Origin of the sequence: Flavobacterium sp. W21_SRS_FM6 (genome assembly GCF_052119645.1) — a bacterium.
Taxonomy (GTDB): domain Bacteria; phylum Pseudomonadota; class Gammaproteobacteria; order Enterobacterales; family Alteromonadaceae; genus Paraglaciecola.
The window spans coordinates 504,874-525,393 of record NZ_JBGQOM010000002.1; the positions used below are offsets into that span (position 1 = coordinate 504,874).

15 protein-coding genes are annotated in these 20,520 nt (G+C 44.3%); 2 read left to right on the plus strand and 13 right to left on the minus strand.

The window, feature by feature from the left end; genetic code table 11:
* The first annotated feature begins 81 nt into the window (after positions 1 to 81).
* Positions 82 to 966: a LysR family transcriptional regulator gene (locus tag ACEN2L_RS05455; protein WP_306019878.1), complete on the plus strand. Its 885-nt coding sequence runs from the start codon at positions 82 to 84 to the stop codon at positions 964 to 966.
* Between the two features lie 41 nt (positions 967 to 1,007).
* On the opposite strand, the gene ACEN2L_RS05460 is transcribed toward ACEN2L_RS05455, so the two are convergent.
* The 13 genes from ACEN2L_RS05460 to phoB form a co-directional block, all read right to left on the minus strand.
* Entirely contained in the window at positions 1,008 to 2,171 is a 1,164-nt protein-coding gene (locus ACEN2L_RS05460) for a DUF1624 domain-containing protein (protein WP_441742331.1), read from the minus strand.
* Between the two features lie 78 nt (positions 2,172 to 2,249).
* The gene (locus ACEN2L_RS05465) at positions 2,250 to 4,391 is read right to left on the minus strand and encodes a TonB-dependent siderophore receptor (protein ID WP_441742333.1); all 2,142 of its coding nucleotides are present in this window, start codon (positions 4,389 to 4,391) and stop codon (positions 2,250 to 2,252) included.
* A 285-nt stretch (positions 4,392 to 4,676) separates the two neighbouring features.
* A complete protein-coding gene (locus ACEN2L_RS05470) occupies positions 4,677 to 6,041 on the minus strand; it encodes a tetratricopeptide repeat protein (protein ID WP_441742335.1) in 1,365 nt (454 codons plus the stop codon).
* Positions 6,042 to 6,046: 5 nt separating this feature from the next.
* A complete protein-coding gene (locus ACEN2L_RS05475; protein WP_306019882.1) occupies positions 6,047 to 6,655 on the minus strand; it encodes an energy transducer TonB in 609 nt (202 codons plus the stop codon).
* Between the two features lie 6 nt (positions 6,656 to 6,661).
* Positions 6,662 to 7,066: an ExbD/TolR family protein gene (locus tag ACEN2L_RS05480; protein ID WP_306019883.1), complete on the minus strand. Its 405-nt coding sequence runs from the start codon at positions 7,064 to 7,066 to the stop codon at positions 6,662 to 6,664.
* A 29-nt stretch (positions 7,067 to 7,095) separates the two neighbouring features.
* Positions 7,096 to 7,617 (minus strand): MotA/TolQ/ExbB proton channel family protein, encoded by a 522-nt coding sequence (locus tag ACEN2L_RS05485; RefSeq protein WP_306019884.1) that lies wholly within the window; start codon positions 7,615 to 7,617, stop codon positions 7,096 to 7,098.
* A gap of 4 nt (positions 7,618 to 7,621) precedes the next feature.
* Positions 7,622 to 9,004 (minus strand): MotA/TolQ/ExbB proton channel family protein, encoded by a 1,383-nt coding sequence (locus ACEN2L_RS05490; protein WP_441742338.1) that lies wholly within the window; start codon positions 9,002 to 9,004, stop codon positions 7,622 to 7,624.
* A gap of 13 nt (positions 9,005 to 9,017) precedes the next feature.
* Positions 9,018 to 9,809: a DUF3450 domain-containing protein gene (locus ACEN2L_RS05495; protein WP_441742340.1), complete on the minus strand. Its 792-nt coding sequence runs from the start codon at positions 9,807 to 9,809 to the stop codon at positions 9,018 to 9,020.
* 173 nt (positions 9,810 to 9,982) lie between these two features.
* Positions 9,983 to 12,640 (minus strand): TonB-dependent receptor domain-containing protein, encoded by a 2,658-nt coding sequence (locus ACEN2L_RS05500; protein ID WP_441742342.1) that lies wholly within the window; start codon positions 12,638 to 12,640, stop codon positions 9,983 to 9,985.
* A 118-nt stretch (positions 12,641 to 12,758) separates the two neighbouring features.
* Complete coding sequence (locus tag ACEN2L_RS05505; protein WP_441742344.1) at positions 12,759 to 15,500, minus strand: hypothetical protein; 2,742 nt, start codon at positions 15,498 to 15,500, stop codon at positions 12,759 to 12,761.
* A gap of 148 nt (positions 15,501 to 15,648) precedes the next feature.
* Positions 15,649 to 16,446: a prolyl hydroxylase family protein gene (locus ACEN2L_RS05510; protein ID WP_441742346.1), complete on the minus strand. Its 798-nt coding sequence runs from the start codon at positions 16,444 to 16,446 to the stop codon at positions 15,649 to 15,651.
* Between the two features lie 11 nt (positions 16,447 to 16,457).
* A complete protein-coding gene (gene phoR, locus ACEN2L_RS05515) occupies positions 16,458 to 17,765 on the minus strand; it encodes a phosphate regulon sensor histidine kinase PhoR (protein ID WP_306019890.1) in 1,308 nt (435 codons plus the stop codon).
* 67 nt (positions 17,766 to 17,832) lie between these two features.
* Entirely contained in the window at positions 17,833 to 18,522 is a 690-nt protein-coding gene (phoB, locus tag ACEN2L_RS05520) for a phosphate regulon transcriptional regulator PhoB (RefSeq protein ID WP_306019891.1), read from the minus strand.
* A 213-nt stretch (positions 18,523 to 18,735) separates the two neighbouring features.
* On the opposite strand from phoB, the gene ACEN2L_RS05525 reads away from it, so the two are divergent.
* Complete coding sequence (locus ACEN2L_RS05525) at positions 18,736 to 20,457, plus strand: ATP-binding protein (RefSeq protein WP_306019893.1); 1,722 nt, start codon at positions 18,736 to 18,738, stop codon at positions 20,455 to 20,457.
* Positions 20,458 to 20,520 lie beyond the last annotated feature (63 nt).

Here is a 20,520-nt window from a genome sequence, read left to right on the forward strand (position 1 = left end):
TTTGGAGGCAAGCTTGCCATGACGTCAATATAAGATATAGTCGATTATAACTTACGATTACATCGGAAATACCTGACTAAAATGGCGCAGCTCAATTACCATCATTTGTACTACTTTTTTGTGACCGCTAGAGAAGGCAGTGTGGCTAAAGCGGCAGAAGTGCTGCATGTCACACCGCAAACGGTAAGCGGTCAAATTAGTACCTTTGAAAGCTATTTGGGAACCGCCTTATTTGATCGAATAGGCAAGCGATTGTTTCTTAATTCGCTAGGAAAAGTCGCGTATGAGTACGCAGAAGAGATTTTTGCCTCAGGCCATGAGTTACTAGATATGTTGCTAGAAAAACGCGAGCAACGCATGCGTACTTTTACCATAGGCATTACTGATGCTGTGCCTAAAGTATTGGCATTTGACTTAATTCACTCCACCAGCAAAAAGTTTGATTCAACCCGCTTTATCTATAAGGAAGGCGAGTTTGATACCTTGTGTGCTGATTTAGCCATTAATAAACTCGACCTGATTATTGCCGATCGTAACTTAATACCTGGCAGTAATATCAAAGCCTACGGCTACGTTCTAAGAGAATCGGGCTTAAGCTTTTTCGCCAGTCACAGTCAAGCCGAAGTCCTACGCAAAGGCTTTCCGCAATCACTCCAACACGCGGGCATGTTGATGTCGGGTGAGAAATCCTCAATGAAATACAACTTATTAGCGTGGTTTGAACGCTTAAAAATGAGTCCTAGAATTGTCGCCGAATTCGACGACACCGCCTTGCTGAAAATGTTTGGTCAAGAAGGCCACGGAGTATTTGCAGCCCCAAGCAGCATTGCTGAGCACATCAGTCAGCGTTATGGGGTCAGTTGCATTGGTGAAACTCTAGACATTACTGAACGGTACTACGCTATTTGTACAGACCGCACCGGTAAAAGCGATATTGTGCAGCATCTTCTTAACCAAACTAAATAGCCGCAACTCTGCGTTTAAGCCGCAGAGCTGAGGGCGCAGCCTTAAAAATACTTAATCAAGTTCGACCGACTGCTATGTTTGAATTGAGCAAAAGCTTTTGTAGGCATAAACAGCAGTAAGGCTAAGCCAATAGCAATGAGCCAAATTTGCCATACATGATCCACTGCAAATAACTCGCCCTGATTAGGGCCTAGTGTGGTAAGTAACACTTCGTATCCCACGAGCAAAATTAATAGATGCACAATGTAGAAAAACATTGGGGCAGAGCCAAAGGTTTCAATTGCTTTGGTGAACGCATTATCTGCATTTTCTAGCAATGCCAGGGCAAGAAACAAGCCGCCTAAGGTCAGCAATATAAAATCCAAAGACGGTGGATACTTAGTGTAATTGAGAAACGACATAACAGTTAAGAAGGGATCAAGACTCACCGACCACGGCAATGTTTCACCATACAGATTGAATGAACGCAAGACTAACAAGGTAAACCACGCGCCAGCAAAAGCCAGTAGCAAAATACGTTTTCGCTTAGCGCTAGCCACAACAGATGAATACAATGGCCCCATGCAATACCCCAACAAAATTACCCCAATCCACGGTAACACAGGATACGAGGCTTTTATTTCAAAATGCTCACTGGTGTAGATAAAACCGCGATCGTGCAAAATAGTCCAAATCGTGTATCCCCACTCATTGGGTGAAAAATGAATCGTGCTTAGCGCGTTGTGCCCTGCCACGATGAGTAAGCCAATAGCGAGAATAAGTTTATAAGGTAAAGCACTCGCTAAAGATAGAGCCAGCATACTTATCCCGATAGCCCACATAACTTGTAGCCATAACGTCTCATAGCTGCCCATCCACAACCAATTGATGACAGCTATTTCAATAAAGATGATAAACACACCCCGTTTAAATAAAAATCCACGAGGTGAACGTTGAGGCTTATTGGCAGGATGCGCGTATAACCACGCTGACAATCCGCTTAAAAACACAAAAACTGGGGCACAAAAATGCGCCGATAAGCGAGTAAAAAACAGTTGAGGACTGGTAGTATCTAGTTCCATTGGATCAGATACTTGTTGATGATAAAAAAAACGCTCTCGAACATGGTCTACCAACATAAGGAGCATCACCAAGCCTCTAACAATATCGATAGAGGCTATACGTTTTTTGATATTTTCTTGAGTAAGTTGCAGCGATATATCCATAAATTAACCTAAATAGAATACGCAAAGCGGCCACTACCCGACCACTTTGCATTTAACAAATGTCATCCACAAAGAGCATTAAAACTCATAACGAAGACTGGCTTGAATCGTGCGTGCAGTGCCCGGCATGGTCCACAAGGCTGAGTAAGAGCTAACGAAGTATTCTGCATCAAATAGATTATCTATATTGACACTTGCCACCAAATTATTGCTTATATTAAGCGAGGTAAAAACACCCACTGTTGTGTAGTTAGGTAAGATGTAGTTCGGCTCGATAGTGTCACCTAAACGTTCACCTACATAATTGACACTTGTGCCGATTTTAGCGTCGTAGCCGCCCAGTTGAGTAAAGTGTTGCAACGTTAAGTTGGCGCTATTTTTAGGAATATTAATTAACTGACTCCCTCTAGGAATCGTGACACCCCAGTCCAAATTCACCATGTCGTTACCTGTTTGAGCATCTGTGTACGCATACGCAAAGTGTAAACTGGTATCAGCGCCTAAGGCGGCTTGCAAGTCAAGTTCAAGCCCTTGACTTTGCGCTTCTCCAAGGGCAAAAGACTCGCCACTACCATTAGGCTCAGCAGTTAATATATTAGATTTTTGCGCTTTGAACATCGCAAACGTGCCGCTGAAACCTGTTGCATCGTCGCCAAATTTAATCCCTGCTTCATAGGATTGACTGTGTTCGGGTTTAAACGCCTTACCTTCAGAAGTAGTGCCGGAATTGGGTCTAAAACCCTCAGAGTAACTCAAGTACATGGAATAGCTTGCTGAGCCTTGATAAACTAGCCCCAATCTTGGACTGGTGGCAGTTTGTGATTGCGCCTCTTTGCTCGCATGTAAACGATCAAGCAGATTTTGCTCAAATTTGTCAAAACGAAAGCCCACCAACATTCTCCAATGGGCACTTAGGTCAATTTGATCTTGCAGGTATACGCCAAATGCACTTTGTTTTTCTTGCCTATCGGTGTTGGGGCTTACCTCAGGCTGAGCCTGTCCGTAAACAGGAGAATTAAGGTTAACAGAGTAAGTGCTATCTTGTCCTCCCCAGGTACTGCGCCAGCGCTGTTGAATTTGATCGAGGCTATAATCATAGGCATCTGCGCCAATGAGCACATGATGTAAAAGTTCCCCTGTTTGAATATGCCCACTGAGTTCGAAACGGGCGGATGAATCCCTTGCATCGTAATCTCGGTATCGTCTCTGGCGAGAAACCGTTTTGTTGTCCAAATACAGAATTTGTCGGCCTGTAGATAATTCGACCTCTGTGGAATAGCCGTCAAATGATGAAGTTCGATAGCCAAAACCGTACAACATATCCCAATTTTCATTGAATTTTTGCTCAACGGTGAGTTGGTGGCCAAGGGCTTTTACTTGCATAGGGCCGTCATTTGGCTCACCAAAAAATCGCTCTCGGGGCACTGTATCAAAGTCGTTGTTCAGCACCACAATACCACGATCAAATGGGGTTTCTTGGTCCAAAAACTCTAGCTCATAATTTAGCTGCAAGGTGTCGGAAAGTTTGAATAATATGGAAGGTGTCAAAGATAAGCTTTGGCTGTCTATCGTGTCTCTAAAGCTGTCTGCGTCTTTGTAAGCGCCATTTACTCTGTAGGCAAGTTGCTCATTTAACGCGTTGGAATAATCGCCTTCGACACGATAGTTATCATAACTTGCCACTGAAGCTTGCAAATAACCCTGCTCACTGAAAACGGGCTTTTTTGTGAGTATATTGATGGTGCCACCAGGTTCACTGCGGCCGTATAGAGCCGAGCCTGGCCCTTTTAGTATTTCAATACTTTGAATATTTGACGTATCTCGACGACCACTAAATCCCCGACCAGCACTAAAACCATTGATTAAGTAGCCGCTGGGCAAATTTTCATCACCGGCAAAACCACGAATGGCAAAGCTGTCCCACAAGCCACCAAAGGAGTTTTGCGCTGCGATACCACTACTCAAGCTGAGTGATGACTGAAAGTCAGTTATGCCTGCATCAAGCAGCCGTTCGCTCGAGATAGTTTGTATCGATTGAGGTAATTCCTTTAGTGGAATATCCCCTCGAAAAGGTTGTCTGTGCTGCACTACTTCTATCTTTTCAATGGGAGCTGAATCAAGGTCAGCCTCGCCTTCTTTTGGCCCTGCAACAAGGGAGAAAGAAACACTTGTCCCTGCAATACTCAGTGTTGTGACGATCACCTTGTTATATAACTTCACTTTCTAGCTCCTAAAAACCAACCATAAAGAAATGTTATAACATAACAATATCAAGATAAATAAAAATATGACCTTGAGCTTAGAAAATGATGTTTAGAGTTTAAACTGCACGCAACAGGATAGTAAACGGCCCCTAGTTACTCTCGCCCGTACACAAGTATCATAAGAAATCGCGACTTAAGCCCCTCTAAGATGTGAGCAGGCTTTGTTTATAAGAGCCTATCGCGCCACTTGACCAATACGAAAAAAGCAGCCGAAGCTGCTTTTGTATCCTTGACTTTTTATTTAGGGCAAATAGGTGTTGCCGCTGGGTTCCGAGCTCCCCAGTTGAGCTTGTAAGCGCTCAGTGCTGGCTTGTTCCGTTTGCACAAACTTAAGCCATTGCTTGGCCATACCTCGGCTACTCGTGTGCTTTTCTGCTTCAGCTAATTCATTTAGCGCCACGGTATAATCACCCAGATTAAAATGCGCCATACCCAAGACTAAATGCACTGTCCCTTCATTGCGTAGATTGCCCTTTTCAAGCGCAGTTAAGGATGACTCAATGGCCAATTGCCACTTTTCCATATTCAAGTAGGTTTGGGCTAATTGTGAATCAAGCTCACCGTCTTTTGACAATTTCGCTGCGGCCATCATCACCGGAACCGCTTTTTCGTTTTCTTTAGCAAAACTCCACGCTTGAGCAAGGAAGGTTAAATTGCGCTCATCTTTGGTTAATTTACCTTGCTGCATGCCGCTTTCCATTAACAAAGCCGCTTTAAAAGGAATTTGATGGTAATAATACAACTGAGACAAATTAAAAATATCAGAACCCGTGGCGATGTAATCCATTTGGTATGCAATTTCCATATAAGCAAGTTGTTGTTTCTCATCACCTAATTCACCATACATACCCGCCAGCTGGATCCAATAAGCAGGCTTTTCATACTGCTTAACTAACTTTAATAATACATCTTTCACTTTCTCTGGCTGCTTGAGTTCGAAGTACACGGCGCGCTGCAAGACATACCAGTTTTCATCTACCTGAAACCCTTCTGCACTGTTTTCTTGCTGCTCAACCGCGGCGTTAATATAAGTTGATGCCTTGGCATAATCTTGCTTTTGGTACATAGCCTGCGCTTTTAAAACAAGGTTTTTTGCCGGTATGTCAGCGCCCGGCGTGACCTGCCTTTGTATCGCTTCCCATTTTTCAATAAATTCAATGGTGCTATCGTAGTTACCGCGCATCATATGCAATTGCGCCAGACTAAATAACGTTGCCTGTTCAAATGAGGTAGGAATAGGCTGTTGTTTTACCACTTCCTCAAACGAAGCGATGGCATCGTCAAATTGCTCTAGGTTGTAGTGAATAAAGCCATAAAAGTTATACATCATGGCCAATTCATAACTGTTCATCGAACTGGCTTTATCTTTCACTTCATCCAGGATTGAAAAAGCCTCTTTGGGTTTACCCGCATCAGCCGCATTTTGCGCCCGAGAAAGTTGCTCATACACCTTGCCACGTAAGGTTGGTACTCGCTGCGTTTTACGTTCGTTGCCGTTCTCTTGGGCAAAAGAGGCCGTAGAAAACCCTGCAACCAGTATCGACACACTTAATCCCATAACAACGCTGATGGCTTTGACTGTATTTTTTAGCTTTGCTTTATTCATGACTCTTAACCCCCAATCTCAAAGGTAACCCGTACTTCAACCCCTGACACTTCTGCAGCATCACCGTTAACTACGCGAGGTTTATATTTGTATTTTAAGGCGGCATCCATGGCGGCTTGCTCAAAAATGCCCTCTGGCGACGCAGCTACCACTTTAGGGTCGCGCACTGAGCCTTGCTTGGTTACGGTAAATTCTAGATCCACATAGCCTTCAATACCTCGTTGCAATGCTCGGCGAGGATACACCGCAGCAACCCGAACAATAGGTAAATACTCACCGTCACCAGAGTCCAAGGCCAGGCCACCGTCTAAGGCTAAATCTGCGGTCACATCAGCACCAAAGTCCATACCACTGGTGGCAGTATTGGGATTGGCTGCTTCCATCTGTGGCTGTTCCATTTGCGGTGGTGGCGCCTTTGGGGGCGGTGGTTTGCGGGGTTTACGATCCTTAGTTTGCGCCGCTTCTTCTTGTTTTAAGCGCACAAAATCAAGCACCGAACCAACGGGTGGCTCGCTTAGTTCTTGGTCTGCGCTTTTGATCAAAGCTTGCATTAACAAAAACAAGCTAAGCGTGATTAGCGCAGCCAGGAAAATAGATAAAAGCAGTCTTAACATGTGTTGCTACTCTTGTGCCGCAATAGAAACATCAAACACACCGGCTGCACGGGAGGCATCCATCACCTTAATTAAGGTTTCAACGTTGGCTTTTCTATCTGCTTGGATCACCACGGAACCTTGTGGGTTTTCAGCCTTTAAACGTTCAATATTGGCTTGTACCGCACGCACATCGATACGCCGTTTGTTGATCCAGATCTCACCTTTGTCACTGATGGCAACCAAAATATTGGCGCGATCCTTTTTCACTGCCGTCGCTGCTTCAGGACGATTGACGTCAATACCCGACTCTTTGACAAAAGACGCCGTCACAATAAAGAAGATCAACATGATAAATACGACGTCCAACATGGGTGTCATATCGATTGTGGCTTCTTCTTCTTCTACTAAATTTTGAAAATGTTGTTTCATGGTATTTACCTTTCAGCAGGCGCCCAGCGCTAGCGTTGAATTTCTAATGCGTCTTCTAAATGAATGCGTTCAGTTTTGGCTAAACGCGTTAACCAGGTTGAGGCAAATACACCCGACAAAGCGCCAACCATACCCGCCATAGTGGGCACCGTCGCTTGCGATACACCTGCAGCCATTGACCGAGCGTTACCGCCACCTGACATGGCCATCACATCAAACACTTGAATCATACCGGTGACCGTACCCATTAAGCCGAGCAGCGGACAAAGCGCCACTAAGGCTTGGATGATCGGCAAACTAAAACGCAATTTCAGGCTGATACGCGAAATCATCGCTTGTCGTATTTGTTCTGCATTCCAAGAGGTGCGGTCGCTGCGGTTTTTCCACTGTGCGATCGTTTGGCGTTTTAATTGTTTATGACCAAATGACACGTAGAGGATCCTTTCCAGTATCAAAATCCACATCACAAAGATGAGGCCACCAATAACCAGCAGCACCGTGCCGCCGGTTTCGGTGAAGTCTCGGATTGATTCAAAGATCTCAACAAACATGGTCTTAGGCCTTTGCTTTAGCGTGTCTTTCAGCGCGCTCGGCAATAACGCCTGCGGCTTGTTCTTGCAAAATCATCACGATGTTTTTGCTTTGAGTGCTTAATAATGCGTAAAGCAAGGTAGTAGGAATAGCCACCACCAAACCCAGTACGGTGGTAATAAGTGCTGATGAAATACCACCCGCCATGATTTTTGGGTCACCGGTACCAAATAAAGTAATCTGCTGGAAAGTCACGATCATACCGGTCACTGTGCCTAACAAGCCACCTAAAGGAGCGACGACCGAAATCATTTTTACTAAGGTCAAGAAGCGACCTAATTTTGGTACTTCGCCTAAAATAGCTTCGGTTAAATGCAGCTCGAGCACCTCTGTATCAACATCGGGATACTTGTCTTTGACCTGCATAACGCGGCCAAGCGGGTTATTACTCTTAAAGGTGTCAGATTTTAATTGGCGGTTCACTTTGGCAGTAATGCTGCTTAGCACAAAGAAACGCCAAAACGCGACCAATATACCCACAGCACCGACGGCAATGATGATATAACCCACAAGCTCACCTTGATGCACACGTTCTTCTAAGCTTGGCGCTTGTACTAATAAGCCAAGGATCGAGCCACCGGTAGGGTCTAAACCAAATTGCACTAACTCACCATTTGACTTTTGTAAGGCTGCGGCGCTGTCTAAGTAACGGTCAGCGGGTTGACGAATCAGTTCATTCACCGTTCCCGTCTCGCCTTCGTAATCGAGGTATTTGCCATCAGCAACTAAAGCAAATGGCCCAACTCGCACGATTTCTTTATTGACTTTGGCGCCACCGGCCTCAACCACATCGCGGTTAAAGCGAGTGACTTTGCCAGATTCAGTCATTTCACGTTGAATTTCAAACCACACACGTTCGATTTCTTCAATGGATGCTAATTTAGAGCTGGTACCCATTGACTGGGCTAGGCCATCTAAAAACGCAGAGCGGCCCTCAATTTGCGCTGAAATAACCGAGTTTGAAAATTTGTTTTTGGTGTCACCCGCAATCTGCTGCAGTACGCCAAACAATTCTTTTAATGAACCAAGGCGTTTATCCAAAGCGCCATTTAAATCGGCTAGTTTGAATTCATTTTGTTCAAATTCAGTTTCAAGTTTTTCAGAGGTTTTTAACGCGGCATCACGCTGTGCACCAGCTGACTTGAGCATCTGTTCTTGCTCAGCGCGCTTTTGGGTGAATGCTTGCTCACGGGCTGAATTTTGTTTGCTTTGTTGAAATTTACCTTGCTCGAGCTGCTTCAATAAGGCATCCAAATCCAAGGCTTTTGACTCTTGGGCGAAGGCCGTTGACATGCTTAAAACAGAGACAAAAATTAAGGTACAAGTGTGTTTAAAAGTGAATTTCATGTTCATCATTCTCTTAATCAGTGATGGCAACTGGAAGCATTAACAGGTCTGGCGCCATTTGTTTTTTGGCCATACGCAAACCTTTAGTCACTTGGGTGCGATAGTCAGATGATAGCGCTTCCCACTTGTTAGATTCTTTGTTCCAGATACCTTGTAGACTGCCATCTCGAGTTTGATAAATCAGGGCGGTACGACCGATGCGTAAAAAATCCACGTTGCGCTCTTGCCCATCAATGGTGTGCAAACCTGCGTAGGCTTCTAGGGTGCGTCCATAATCCATTTCTACTTGATACGCTTCCATCACCCGACGAAACTTTTCAGAGGGGGCAACGTCAGCACGATCCATCATATTTTTTAAGTCGGTGATACGATTGCTGCGCTCTTCTTGCAAAAATGGCACATCTAAGGCAACAAACTGCTCAAGGCCGTCAATCATGCGTATCATAAGAGGCGTAATTTGACGCTCAATAACACTGACATCATCAATGGAGCGGTTCAAATCTGCCATTTCTTGCACTTGATTGGCGATTTGCTTACGCAACTGGCTGTTGTAAACGTCTAAGCCTTCAATTTCTTTATTGATGGTTTTAAATTGCTGTAATTTGCTGTCGATTTGGTCAGTTAGATTATTCACTTTGACCTGAGAATTCGCCGCTGACTCGTTGATTTGAGTTGCGGTTTTAACGGCAGGCTTAAGGTCTTTATCTTCCTGCGCAAAGCTGGTACTAGCGGTAAAAGCCGAAGCCACAGTAACGGCAATCATTGTCGCCCGAAACTTACCGGTGAATATGCTCACTCGTTTCATTCTTAAAACCCTACATTAATTTTACAGCGTGATGCTGCTCCAATAAAACTGCGCGAAGAATAATAGGAATGTGTGACAAAAATATTACAGGACTGACATAAAGCCCATGGCTAATTTGAAGCAAAGCGGCAACAAGAGCCGCTTGCACGGCTCTTGTTAAACTTTTATGACAATTAAAACTCGTGTTTATATGACAGGCTAAAACCGATTCCTTTTGTTTCAGAACGAAACAAGGTGTTTTCAAACTCAAGTTCCCGTTGTTCATCCAATACATTTTGGACTTTTACCTTTACCGTTGAATTAAAATCAGGGTAATAGGTGTAAACCAAATCAATTGAATGGAAAGGGGCTTCATAGCTGTCATCAAAGCCGTCGATACCAGGGATTAAGATTCGATCACCAAACACGTTGTACACCAGCGAAGCAGAGTGATTTCCGTTTGGCGCATCGTAACCCACCTGTAGGTTAGCCACATACTTAGAGTGACCGGTTAAACGGCGCTCTAAATTTGTAATGGCAGCAGATACCCCTGTTTGTTCAACGATGTTTTGACGATCCAAAACGATTTTCGAATCAGATAACGTGACGTTTCCTGACACAAAAATGCTGTTCCAAACTTCACCACCTAAAAAGCCTAAACCTTTCAAAAACTCAACTTCAATACCTGTTAATTCGCCCGTTTCAGCGTTTGCAATACGAATTAACGGTGGACCATCTTGTGAAGGTGACTGCACCGATTCAATGGGTGAGGCCATGTCTTTATAAAATAAACCAATCGATACGTTATCGCCTTGATCGAGATACCATTCCCAACGCGCATCGTAATTTTTCATCGCTGTGGTGCGCAGGCCCGGAGTACCTTGCACTGGCGAGTCAGTTAAGGGGTCAATGTAGGTAGAGTTCGACACTTCACGCAAATCAGGACGTACTACGGTATCGCCATAACTAAACCTAAATTGCATTGTATCGCTCATTAAGTAGGTCAGGGCTACTGCGGCATAAATATCGTCTTCTTGAAATGTCAGCTTGGATAATGCATCGGGATCGGTTTCATCGATATCGATTTGGTTTGAGCTGGGCCTAAAAGGCACAACAGCTTGACGAAAGTCTTCCCAGCGCAAACCACCACTGATGCGCCATTGATTGTTATAAAACAAATCGGCTTCAAGGTAGTACGCGTCAACCTTTTGCGCGGCTGCGTAATCATCACCATCAATAGTAGTATTCGAGATTAACGGTGTTGAATTTAGCGCGGCAGCATCCAGTACGTCATTACCAAGAATGTCGTTAAGGGATGAGCCCACCAGCACTGAACTGTCAGTAAAACCACGGGTATTAACATCAAATCGACGGTTGTCTGCAGTACGCGACTTAGACACAAAATCTGCACCGGTTTTTAGCTCTACTTCCCATTTATCGAGGGTCAGTGGATAACTCATATTCCAGCCCGCGTTTTCAACCCGGTCGTTTAAGTCTTGAAACTGATAACGGGCGGCGGTTTTAGCGTTCGTTAAGCTGCTTTCGTTGACTTTGTCATACAAACCATCACCATTTGCGTCAGTCAAAATAAAGCGCACATCGACATTTGCAGGTGCATAACGAGCAGAGCGCCCCAGTGAATAGCGCCAGTCAAAGGCTAAAAAGTTAAGCGCGGTAAAGGTGTGGGTGCCTTTTACCTGTGTGGTGTAAAGTCGGCGCTCTTCGTAAACCGTTTCGATATCACGAATACGCTGGCCATCACTCAATTGAATATTATTTGAGTTACCGATTTTTTCTCTGATTTCGTCAACGGTATCATTAAGTATGACTTGGCTAACATCAATGCGATGTTGTTTGTTGTAATCAATACCGAAGTTAAACATGCCTGACCATTTAACGGAGTGTTCGGTACTTTGTACTTCATCAAAAAAGCGGACTAAGCGAATTTCTTCACCGTTGCGCTGGGCATCTTCACCGATAAATTCATCGGCAACACTCCAGCTGTTATCGTAACCAGCGGTCATTAAAAAGCCGTAGCTAATATCTTGATTAAAGTCGTAAATATTACCTAATGTCATATTTAAACCAAAATCAGGATCAACAGATGACATATGCGGATCTACATCACGATTTAAGGTTTTTAAGAGTTCTTTGGCTTCGGTGGTGCCCAACTCACGATTAAAAAACTGCTTGTTTTGCCACAGCTCCTCAAATTCTTGCGGCGCAGCGCGCGTTCCATCATCTTTACCAAACCAATCATCACTGCCGCCGTTGTATTGAATGGCGTCATCAAAGTTTTCGCTATTTCCGCCAAGACTTCCTGTCATATTAAACACAAAATCGCTAGGGATAGTTTTTAGGCGAATATCAACATTACCCCCACCAAAGGCTGCAGGCATAGAAGGCGAAAATGATTTTTGCACTGATAATGACTCGATAATATCCGAAGGAAATAAATCCAATGGAATAACCGAACGTGAGGGGTCGGGACTCGGCACCGCAGAACCATTGAGCTGGGTACTTGAGTAGCGTTCACCTAAACCACGAACATAAATAAACTTACCGTCAACGAGGGTCAAGCCTGTCACGCGTCTAAGGGCTGATGCCGCGTCGCTGTCACCGGTTCTGGATATTTGCTCAGCACCTAGGATGTCAGCAACAAAAGCCTGATTTTTTCTTTCTTGTAGCACCGCAGTCGCGGTGCCTTTTAGGCGCGTACCCGTTGTAACTACTTCGTCTAATACCTGTTCTTCGTCTTGTTCCTGAGCATAAACAGGTGCATGTAGGGTCATGGCAGCAACAACGGCCATTGACAAACATCTTAACGGGAACTTTTGCACAGGTGATTTCATTATTAACCTCTTAAAACAAGCAAAGGTGAAACCGTCAATAATTAAGGGTTCTTGCGGTCTCTACTTACACAAAAATGCGCTACGTACTCGTAGCGCATTCGAAAGTTAATATGGATGGTTACTCTAGACCCACTGTCCAGCCAGCAGTCCAGTTATCACCTTCTTTTACTGCACCGATAAAGTCGGTGTTGTCAAAGAACGTTTCGCCAGAGAAGTCTTTTGGCGTTACCGTGCTGATAGAGAAGATGCCGTTAAGCACTGCAGCGCTGTTAGCAGCAACAGCGTTACCCGCTTGAACACTCAAAAACCAGTTTTCAAGGTCAACTGCACCAGTGTCATTTTTAAAGTTTTCACCACAGGCCACCACTGAATGAGTGAAGGTAATTGTGCCATCACCCAAGTTCGTTTGGCTTTCAGCAGAGTTTTCTACTTCAAAACATTCCCCCATACCAGTAGGACCGGTGATAATGAAGTTAGCTAATTGAGCGCCAGTCCCTTCACGTAAGTACACACCTTCAGAATCATCTTCACCGTCAAAGGTATTACCGATAATGGTTACGTTGGCAACAGTAGGATTAGATTGGGGTTGTGCATCGGGTGTAGAGCCGTCGTTGTCGGCTTCAATACCACGGTTGGCGTCGCTATTATCTTGCGCTTGACGAATTAGCACGTATTGAATTCGACCACGGTAACCGTTGTCCCAGTCAATGTTGTCGTCTTGGTTAGCCGTCAGTACTAAATGTTTAACATCAACATTACCACCAAAGAACTCAACTCCATCGTCGGCATTTTGGTGAATTTGGATGTAGTCAACTGCAGTACCCGAGCCCACACCGGCAAAGGTAATACCATTTAACTCATTGTCAGGCGCAATCTCGTAACCACCGTTCATAACACGAACGTAGTTTAAGGTGCCAGAGTTATCCGTTTCATTTGTTCCACCAAATACCGCCCCTTCTTGTACACCTTCAACTTGAAGCGCACATGCACCAGTAGCTGGACATTTGTTTGAAGGTGCATTACCCAGCAATACCACCCCACCCCATTGACCAGCAGCAGTATTTAAACCCTGCACATCTTGAATAGAGGTGAAGGTAATTGGCGCGGCCGCAGTTCCTATCGCGCTAATTTTAGAGCCACGGCTTACTACTAAGTAATCGTTGCCTGATGCGCCGTACAACGTCACACCAGCATCAATCGTTAACGTAGCACTATCAGCATTATCGTTACCGATAAAAACAGCACCAGATAAGGCATACAGGTTGCCTGACGTTAAATGTAAATCAGCAGTGATACGGCCAGACACTTCACAAGTGGTCGTTGTACCATCAGCCTCGGCGATAGAGATCGTGCCACTTGGGCAGCCAGAGGTGCTTTGTACTACTTTGATATCGCCGCCGCCAAACCCAAAGGCCCAGCCGTCACGCCAGTCGCTACCTGATTTAACCGCACCGATATAATCAGTCGCATCAAAGAATGTATCCACCGCAGAAGCATCAGCAGCGCCGGTTAATAATGGCGAGCCCGCCATTGGCGTGCCGTCTGCATTAAGCATGGGTGCAGCAACGCGATTGCCCGTTTGAGTGTTTAAGAACCAGTTTTCGAGGTCTACACCAGTGGCATCAAACTTAAAGTTTTCATCATTGGTACAGCCCAACACTGAGTTAGACATAGTGATGGTGCTATCAGCCAAGTTAGCTTGTGATTCAGTTGAATTTTCAACTTCAAAACACTCACCCATACCAGCAGGACCAGTGACAACCATATTGTAAATTTGTGCCCCTGAGCCTTCACGTAAATAAACGCCTTCGGAATCATCTTCACCGTCAAAGTTATTACCGATGATGGTCATGTTAGCAATCATGGGATTTGATTGAGGCTCTGCATCAGGCGTTGAGCCGTCATTGTCACCTTCGATACCACGGTTGGCATCACCAGATGACTTATCTTGCTCAACATACACATATTGAAGTTTACCGCGAAAGCCATTGTCCCAGTCAACGCTGTCGTCTTGGTTGCTGGTTAACACCACGTGTTTAAGATTCACTGCGCCACCAAAAAACTCGATACCGTCATCAGCGTTAGCATGAACTTGGATATAATCCACTTCAGTACCTGACCCCACACCACCAAAAGTAATGCCGTTTAATTCGTTGTCAGGCGCGATTTCAAAGCCTGCATATTTAACCACCACGTATTTCAGAATACCTGAGTTATCTGTGTCATCCGTGCCACCGAAAACGGCACCTTCTTCAACACCCTCAACTTGCAAAGCACAATCACCTGTTGCAGGGCATTTGTTAGACTTAGCGTTGCCCAACAACACCATCCCCCCCCATTGACCTGCACCAACTTGGTCGCCTATCACATCAGAATAGGAGGTCATGATAATGGGAGCTGCAGCGGTGCCTTGTGCTTCAATTTTAGAATCACGGCTTACCACTAGGTAATCACTGCCGTTACGGCCAAAAATAATGGTGCCAGGCTCAATAGCTAAGGTCACACTGTCTGCTTTATCATTACCAACAAATACGGCACCTTCAAGCGCCCATACGGTGTCGCTTGTTAAGGTAATTTTTCCGCTGCTATCGGCCATTGAATCAATTAGGCGACCAGACAGTGTGCGAACCTCAACCGTTTGCCCAAGCGCGGCTGATACTTGAGTCGAAAGGAAAGTACTGCTCTCACCTGGCAATGTTTCTGTTGGAGTCGGAGTAGGCGTGGGAGTCGAACCACCAGTGTTGTTGTTGGTCACACTGTTATCGATGTTACCTTCAGTAATATTGATATCACCCCCACAGCCAGCCAAAATTAATGCTGTTGCAATCGCGCTAGCCTTGAATATGCGTTTAAGTTCCATTGTGCTCTCCGAATGCGAGTCAAGTTATTAGTTATGAAAACGCCGCAAAGGGTAAACAAAGGGTGTGACAGTTTTGTTACATATAATCAGCGTCACAAAACTTTAATATTTGGCTGTAAAACTCAGAGAATGGGTTGGACGGAGCCCCTTAGTGCTCTCTAAACCATTTAGTGATGACCATCTTTTCGCCCTCGGTAATTGGCAGCGAATGATGTAGGGTATTAGGGTTGGGATGACCGGTTTTTGTCACGTTATTCCACAGCAGAGCCCTGCCTTGAGTTGGCTTAAACGAACGTTGTAACGAGGGAAATTCGGTTTGCCCTCCCTCGCATTCTTGATTGAGATAGACCATGAAGGTCCAAGTGCGCTGCCCCTTTTGTTTGGCAAACTTAAGATACTCTTGAGTACCCGGTTCGAAATAATCAGTGTGAGACTTGAATTGCTGCCCGAGCGCATAATGTTGCGCTTGAATTAACTCACCGTTTCCCACAGAAGGTGCCAGCGTACTGAGTATTTTTTGTTCTAGTTGCTTAACGATGCCCTGCCCAACTAAAGCCAAATCACAGGTGGTTGAAGTTCTTACCTCTTCACCGTCTTTTGGTTGGGTTACCGTTGATGGTCGTAATTTGCCTTTGACAAGATTGATAATCTCTTGGCATTCGTGGCCTGTTAAAAAATCATCAATTTGAATAAGTTGCGCCCGCTCTTGTTCAACCTCAATGGCATGTATTTGCCCAAGGTGTTGATAGATGCCAGGCTTGGCAACCGACTGATAAAATCCGCGGTCTTTAAAAAAAGTGTGGTGTGCAGGTAGATTGGCGCCAAGGGCTTTTTTACAATCTTCATAGTTAAAACCGTTATCTAACAAAGTGGCCAACAACTTTGGCGCAGGCACACCTTGAAGGAGGTTTTGAACAATCCAATTATTCCAGTTGTTAGGTAACATTTATGTCACATCTACGTGTTGGAGATGTGAGTCAATTCAGCAGAAAACTCACATGAAAAATCACTACCCACGCCAATAGCACTAGCAATTTTTAGGTTTGAATTGTGATGAGTCAGCACATGCTTAACAATAGACAATCCTAAACCAGAGCCACCCGTTTTACGTGAGCGCGCTTTGTCCACGCGATAAAACCGTTCGGTAATACGAGAGATATCCTGAGCAGCAATACCATCACCGTTATCTTTGACGCTGAATCGTGCACTGTTTTGGTTTACATGCCATTTCACCTCGATCACCCCTTTGTCTGGCGTGTAATGAATAGCGTTAAAGATTAAATTTGAAAAAGCACTGCGTAACTCCGACTCAATCCCATAAACGCGCAAGCGCGGGGAAATATCAAAAAACAATTTATGCTGTTTATCTCGATTAAGCGCTTGCGCCTCTGATTGAATTTGCCAGAGCAGTTGGGGCACATTCACTAACTTATCGAAGGTTCGCTCATTGCTCGCTTCAATGCGCGACAGTTGCAATAACTCTTCAATTAACGTTTGCATACGAATGGACTGAGTGCGCATCTCTGTGATGGCTTTGTTCATCATTAGCGGTGGCATATCTGCCGCATCAGGCAACATTTCTAAATAGCCATTAATAACGGTTAGCGGTGTTCTTAGCTCATGAGACACGTTCGCAACAAAATCTTTGCGCATTTTTTCAATCTGACTCAAGCGAGTCACATCGCGGATCAATAACATCAAGTTATTGTCGACGAAGGGAACCACCCTAAACTCTAAGATTTTCTGCCCATTGGCTGGAGACGGAATCTCTAAAGGGCTATCAAAACGCTTGCCAGTAATAAAGGTCGTAAAGTCAGGTCGATTAATCGCTTCAACAATACTGCCAGCTTGTTTTTCTGGCCACGTTAAGCCTAGCTCAATGCGAGCCAAGCGATTACACCACACAATTTTACTGTCATGATCAATAATCACCACGGCATCTGGCAGTGCTTCAGAACCCGCTTTATATGAACTAATTATTCGGCTTAACTGCTTACGCTTGCGACGGCTTTTTAACTGATTAGCGTGGATACCTTGATAGAGCTGACCAAAAATACCAAAGGTGGTAATAGGCGACATTTTTTTACTGTGCCAAACCCACAAATTTAACTGAAACAACAACCAGCTTTGCCACGCTACTATCGCTAAAGCAAGCAGACTGATACTCAGCCAAAAATGGGAGAAGTAGCTACCAACTGCACCAACTAAGGCAAAAAGCGCAAATATTGCGACTATATTGAATAGCCATAGATACGGTTTTTCCATCGTTAACGACGTCTCCTTGGTTAGGCGGCTAAGCCTGTCATATTTGGCTTAGTATGCCAGAGAACTATTACACTTTTGTGGAAAAACGATATCCCGCACCGCGAACAGTTTGGATCATGTTGTCGTGACCAAAATCTGATATGGCTTTTCTTAAGCGCCTGATATGCACATCAACGGTGCGGTCTTCTACATAAACGTTAGTGCCCCACACGTTATCTAACAGTTGCTCGCGGCTATAAACCCGCTCTGCATGGGTCATAAAAAAGTGTAGGAGTTTAAATTCTGTCGGGCCCATGTCTAGCGGTGCATCGTTCGCGGTCACACGATGTGACACAGGATCCAACTTAAGCCCCTGATATTCAATAATATCTTCACTTGACGTAGGCGTCACACGGCGTATTACTGCCTTGACTCTAGCAATAAGCTCTTTAGGAGAAAAAGGTTTAGTAACATAATCATCTGCCCCTGCTTCTAAACCCCGTACCTTATCTTCTTCCTCACCACGAGCAGTCAACATAATGATTGGGATATCCCGCGTATACTCGTGCTGTTTTAGTTTTTTAGCTAATTGCACACCCGAACCACCGGGTAACATCCAATCAAGTAAAATTAAATCAGGGTAAGGTTCAACTACGCGTTCCAGTGCTATATTAAAATCTTCTGCTTCAATCGTCTCGTAGCCTGATTGCTCCAAAACAAACTTAAGCATGTCCCGAATTGGCGCTTCATCTTCTACCAACAATATTCTTTTCGCCATTATATTGAGATCCTTTTACTTCAAAGTCGGCAATTATTAGCTGTATATGTGACACTTTTATTAAAGTCTCTGTAATGAGTCTTAAATGTTTATACTTAAATGCAAGTTTACGATAGATTATAGCAAGGTTGTTATATGCTAAATCCTTGTTAATTTACGAGATAACGCATATTCTTTGAACACTATTTTACCATTAGGGAAAGTGATTTATTGATGGCTAATATTAAACAAGGTTTGTCCAAAAGATTATTAGCCCGGGTGCTATCAGTCTATTTTGTCTTGACATTAGTCGTTACCGTTGGCCAAGTTTTTGCTGAATATCTGAATGCTAAAAGGCATATTGAAAGCGAACTTCAAACCCTAAAAAACACCTTCAGTACCAGCTTGACTCGAGCAATTTGGGAACTAAACACGCCTCAGGCTAAGTCTATAGCAACTGGCTTGATGGAGCTACCCATCGTTGAAGGGGTGCAAATAAGAGATGAAAATGGCAATTATATTGCTGATTTAGGCTTAACCGCTAAGCAAACCATTGAGCCGATTACTAAAGGGGTGGTGCGCGACCACGCTGGTGGGACGTTCGGCTATGGCTTTCCGCTTATTTTCGAGTTTTCAGGTCGAACGTCTTTAGTGGGTGACGTGACCTTGTACTCTAGCTCCACCATCATTTTAGGCCGTATTGAGGTAGGGATTTTTTTCTTAGTAGGTAATGCATTAATTAAAACCGCCTTTTTAGTGTTTTTATTCATGAATGCCTTTCGTAACATGTTGACCAAGCCGCTTACTGAACTAACCCAGCAAATCTCAGAATTTAATCTAGACGACCCAGAATCATCAAAATTAGCCTTAAGCGTGGATGATGACAATGAGCTGACATTATTACAGAATTCTTACAACAATCTGATTGACGATTTGATCAGTTTTCAGTCAAAACTAGCTGGCGCTCAAGCAGATCTGCAAGCAGCCAATCGCAGGTTGGATGATCAAAATATTTCACTTGAAGAAGAAGTGGCTAAAAAAACCGCCACACTCAGTAAAATTATGTTGGACTTAGAACAACAAAAAGATGAGCTATTAATAAATCAGCGCGAGCTGCGCCAAGAGAACGAAAACCGTCAATTTATCGAAGATGAATTAAGAAAACGTAATTCTGAACTGGCGACATCGATGGACACGCTGCAATTGGCCAAAGACCAACTTGTTGAGTCAGAAAGAATGGCTTCGCTTGGTGGTTTAGTCGCAGGTATTGCTCATGATGTAAATACCCCCTTAGGTGTGAGCGTAACCGCAACCAGCTTTTTACAAGAGCGCGTGGTCAATTTACAAAATGCTTTTGAAGAAAAAAAGCTGACTAGCAGTACCATGAGTTCTTTTTTAACAGACGCGCAGCAAACGATTACTTTGCTGACGAATAACTTAAACAGAGCCTCTGATCTTATTTCGAGTTTTAAACAAGTCGCGGTTGATCAAGCAAGCGAGGCAGAACGGGAAATTAATGTTCGTCAGTATCTAGGCGAAGTGGTGCATTCGTTAGCGCCTAACTTGAAAAAAACCCAGCATAATATCGAAATACACTGTCCAGATGACTTAATCATATTGTGCGCGCCAGGTGTATTAGCACAAATATTTACCAACATGATCATGAACTCTTTAATACATGCTTTTGAGAATAAGATAAAAGGTACGATAAAAATTGATATCAGCCGCAGCAATGACACCCTGACAATTGACTACCGAGACGATGGAAAGGGCTTACCTGAAGGCACGCTGGAGCGTCATTTCGATGCGTTTTTTACCACCCGTCGTGGCAAAGGAGGAAGCGGTTTAGGTACCCACATCATGTACAACTTAGTCACCCAAACACTGAAAGGCGACATAGAAGCATTCAGTAAAGTGAATCAAGGCCTGCGCTACTTGATTACCATACCTTTGTAGGCGACTAAAATCGTAAAAATCAATTGTCAACGTAGCGAATAAGGGCAAAGACTGTTAGTCTCA

What these genes read in the sequence shown, in the direction of transcription:
- ACEN2L_RS05455 (WP_306019878.1), top strand. Translation starts at nt 82, where the DNA reads ATGGCGCAGCTCAATTACCATCATTTGTACTACTTTTTTGTGACCGCT.
- ACEN2L_RS05460 (WP_441742331.1), bottom strand. Translation starts at nt 2,171, where the DNA reads ATGGATATATCGCTGCAACTTACTCAAGAAAATATCAAAAAACGTATA.
- ACEN2L_RS05470 (WP_441742335.1), bottom strand. Translation starts at nt 6,041, where the DNA reads ATGAATAAAGCAAAGCTAAAAAATACAGTCAAAGCCATCAGCGTTGTT.
- ACEN2L_RS05475 (WP_306019882.1), bottom strand. Translation starts at nt 6,655, where the DNA reads ATGTTAAGACTGCTTTTATCTATTTTCCTGGCTGCGCTAATCACGCTT.
- ACEN2L_RS05480 (WP_306019883.1), bottom strand. Translation starts at nt 7,066, where the DNA reads ATGAAACAACATTTTCAAAATTTAGTAGAAGAAGAAGAAGCCACAATC.
- ACEN2L_RS05485 (WP_306019884.1), bottom strand. Translation starts at nt 7,617, where the DNA reads ATGTTTGTTGAGATCTTTGAATCAATCCGAGACTTCACCGAAACCGGC.
- ACEN2L_RS05490 (WP_441742338.1), bottom strand. Translation starts at nt 9,004, where the DNA reads ATGAAATTCACTTTTAAACACACTTGTACCTTAATTTTTGTCTCTGTT.
- ACEN2L_RS05495 (WP_441742340.1), bottom strand. Translation starts at nt 9,809, where the DNA reads ATGAAACGAGTGAGCATATTCACCGGTAAGTTTCGGGCGACAATGATT.
- ACEN2L_RS05500 (WP_441742342.1), bottom strand. Translation starts at nt 12,640, where the DNA reads ATGAAATCACCTGTGCAAAAGTTCCCGTTAAGATGTTTGTCAATGGCC.
- ACEN2L_RS05505 (WP_441742344.1), bottom strand. Translation starts at nt 15,500, where the DNA reads ATGGAACTTAAACGCATATTCAAGGCTAGCGCGATTGCAACAGCATTA.
- ACEN2L_RS05510 (WP_441742346.1), bottom strand. Translation starts at nt 16,446, where the DNA reads ATGTTACCTAACAACTGGAATAATTGGATTGTTCAAAACCTCCTTCAA.
- phoR (WP_306019890.1), bottom strand. Translation starts at nt 17,765, where the DNA reads ATGGAAAAACCGTATCTATGGCTATTCAATATAGTCGCAATATTTGCG.
- phoB (WP_306019891.1), bottom strand. Translation starts at nt 18,522, where the DNA reads ATGGCGAAAAGAATATTGTTGGTAGAAGATGAAGCGCCAATTCGGGAC.
- ACEN2L_RS05525 (WP_306019893.1), top strand. Translation starts at nt 18,736, where the DNA reads ATGGCTAATATTAAACAAGGTTTGTCCAAAAGATTATTAGCCCGGGTG.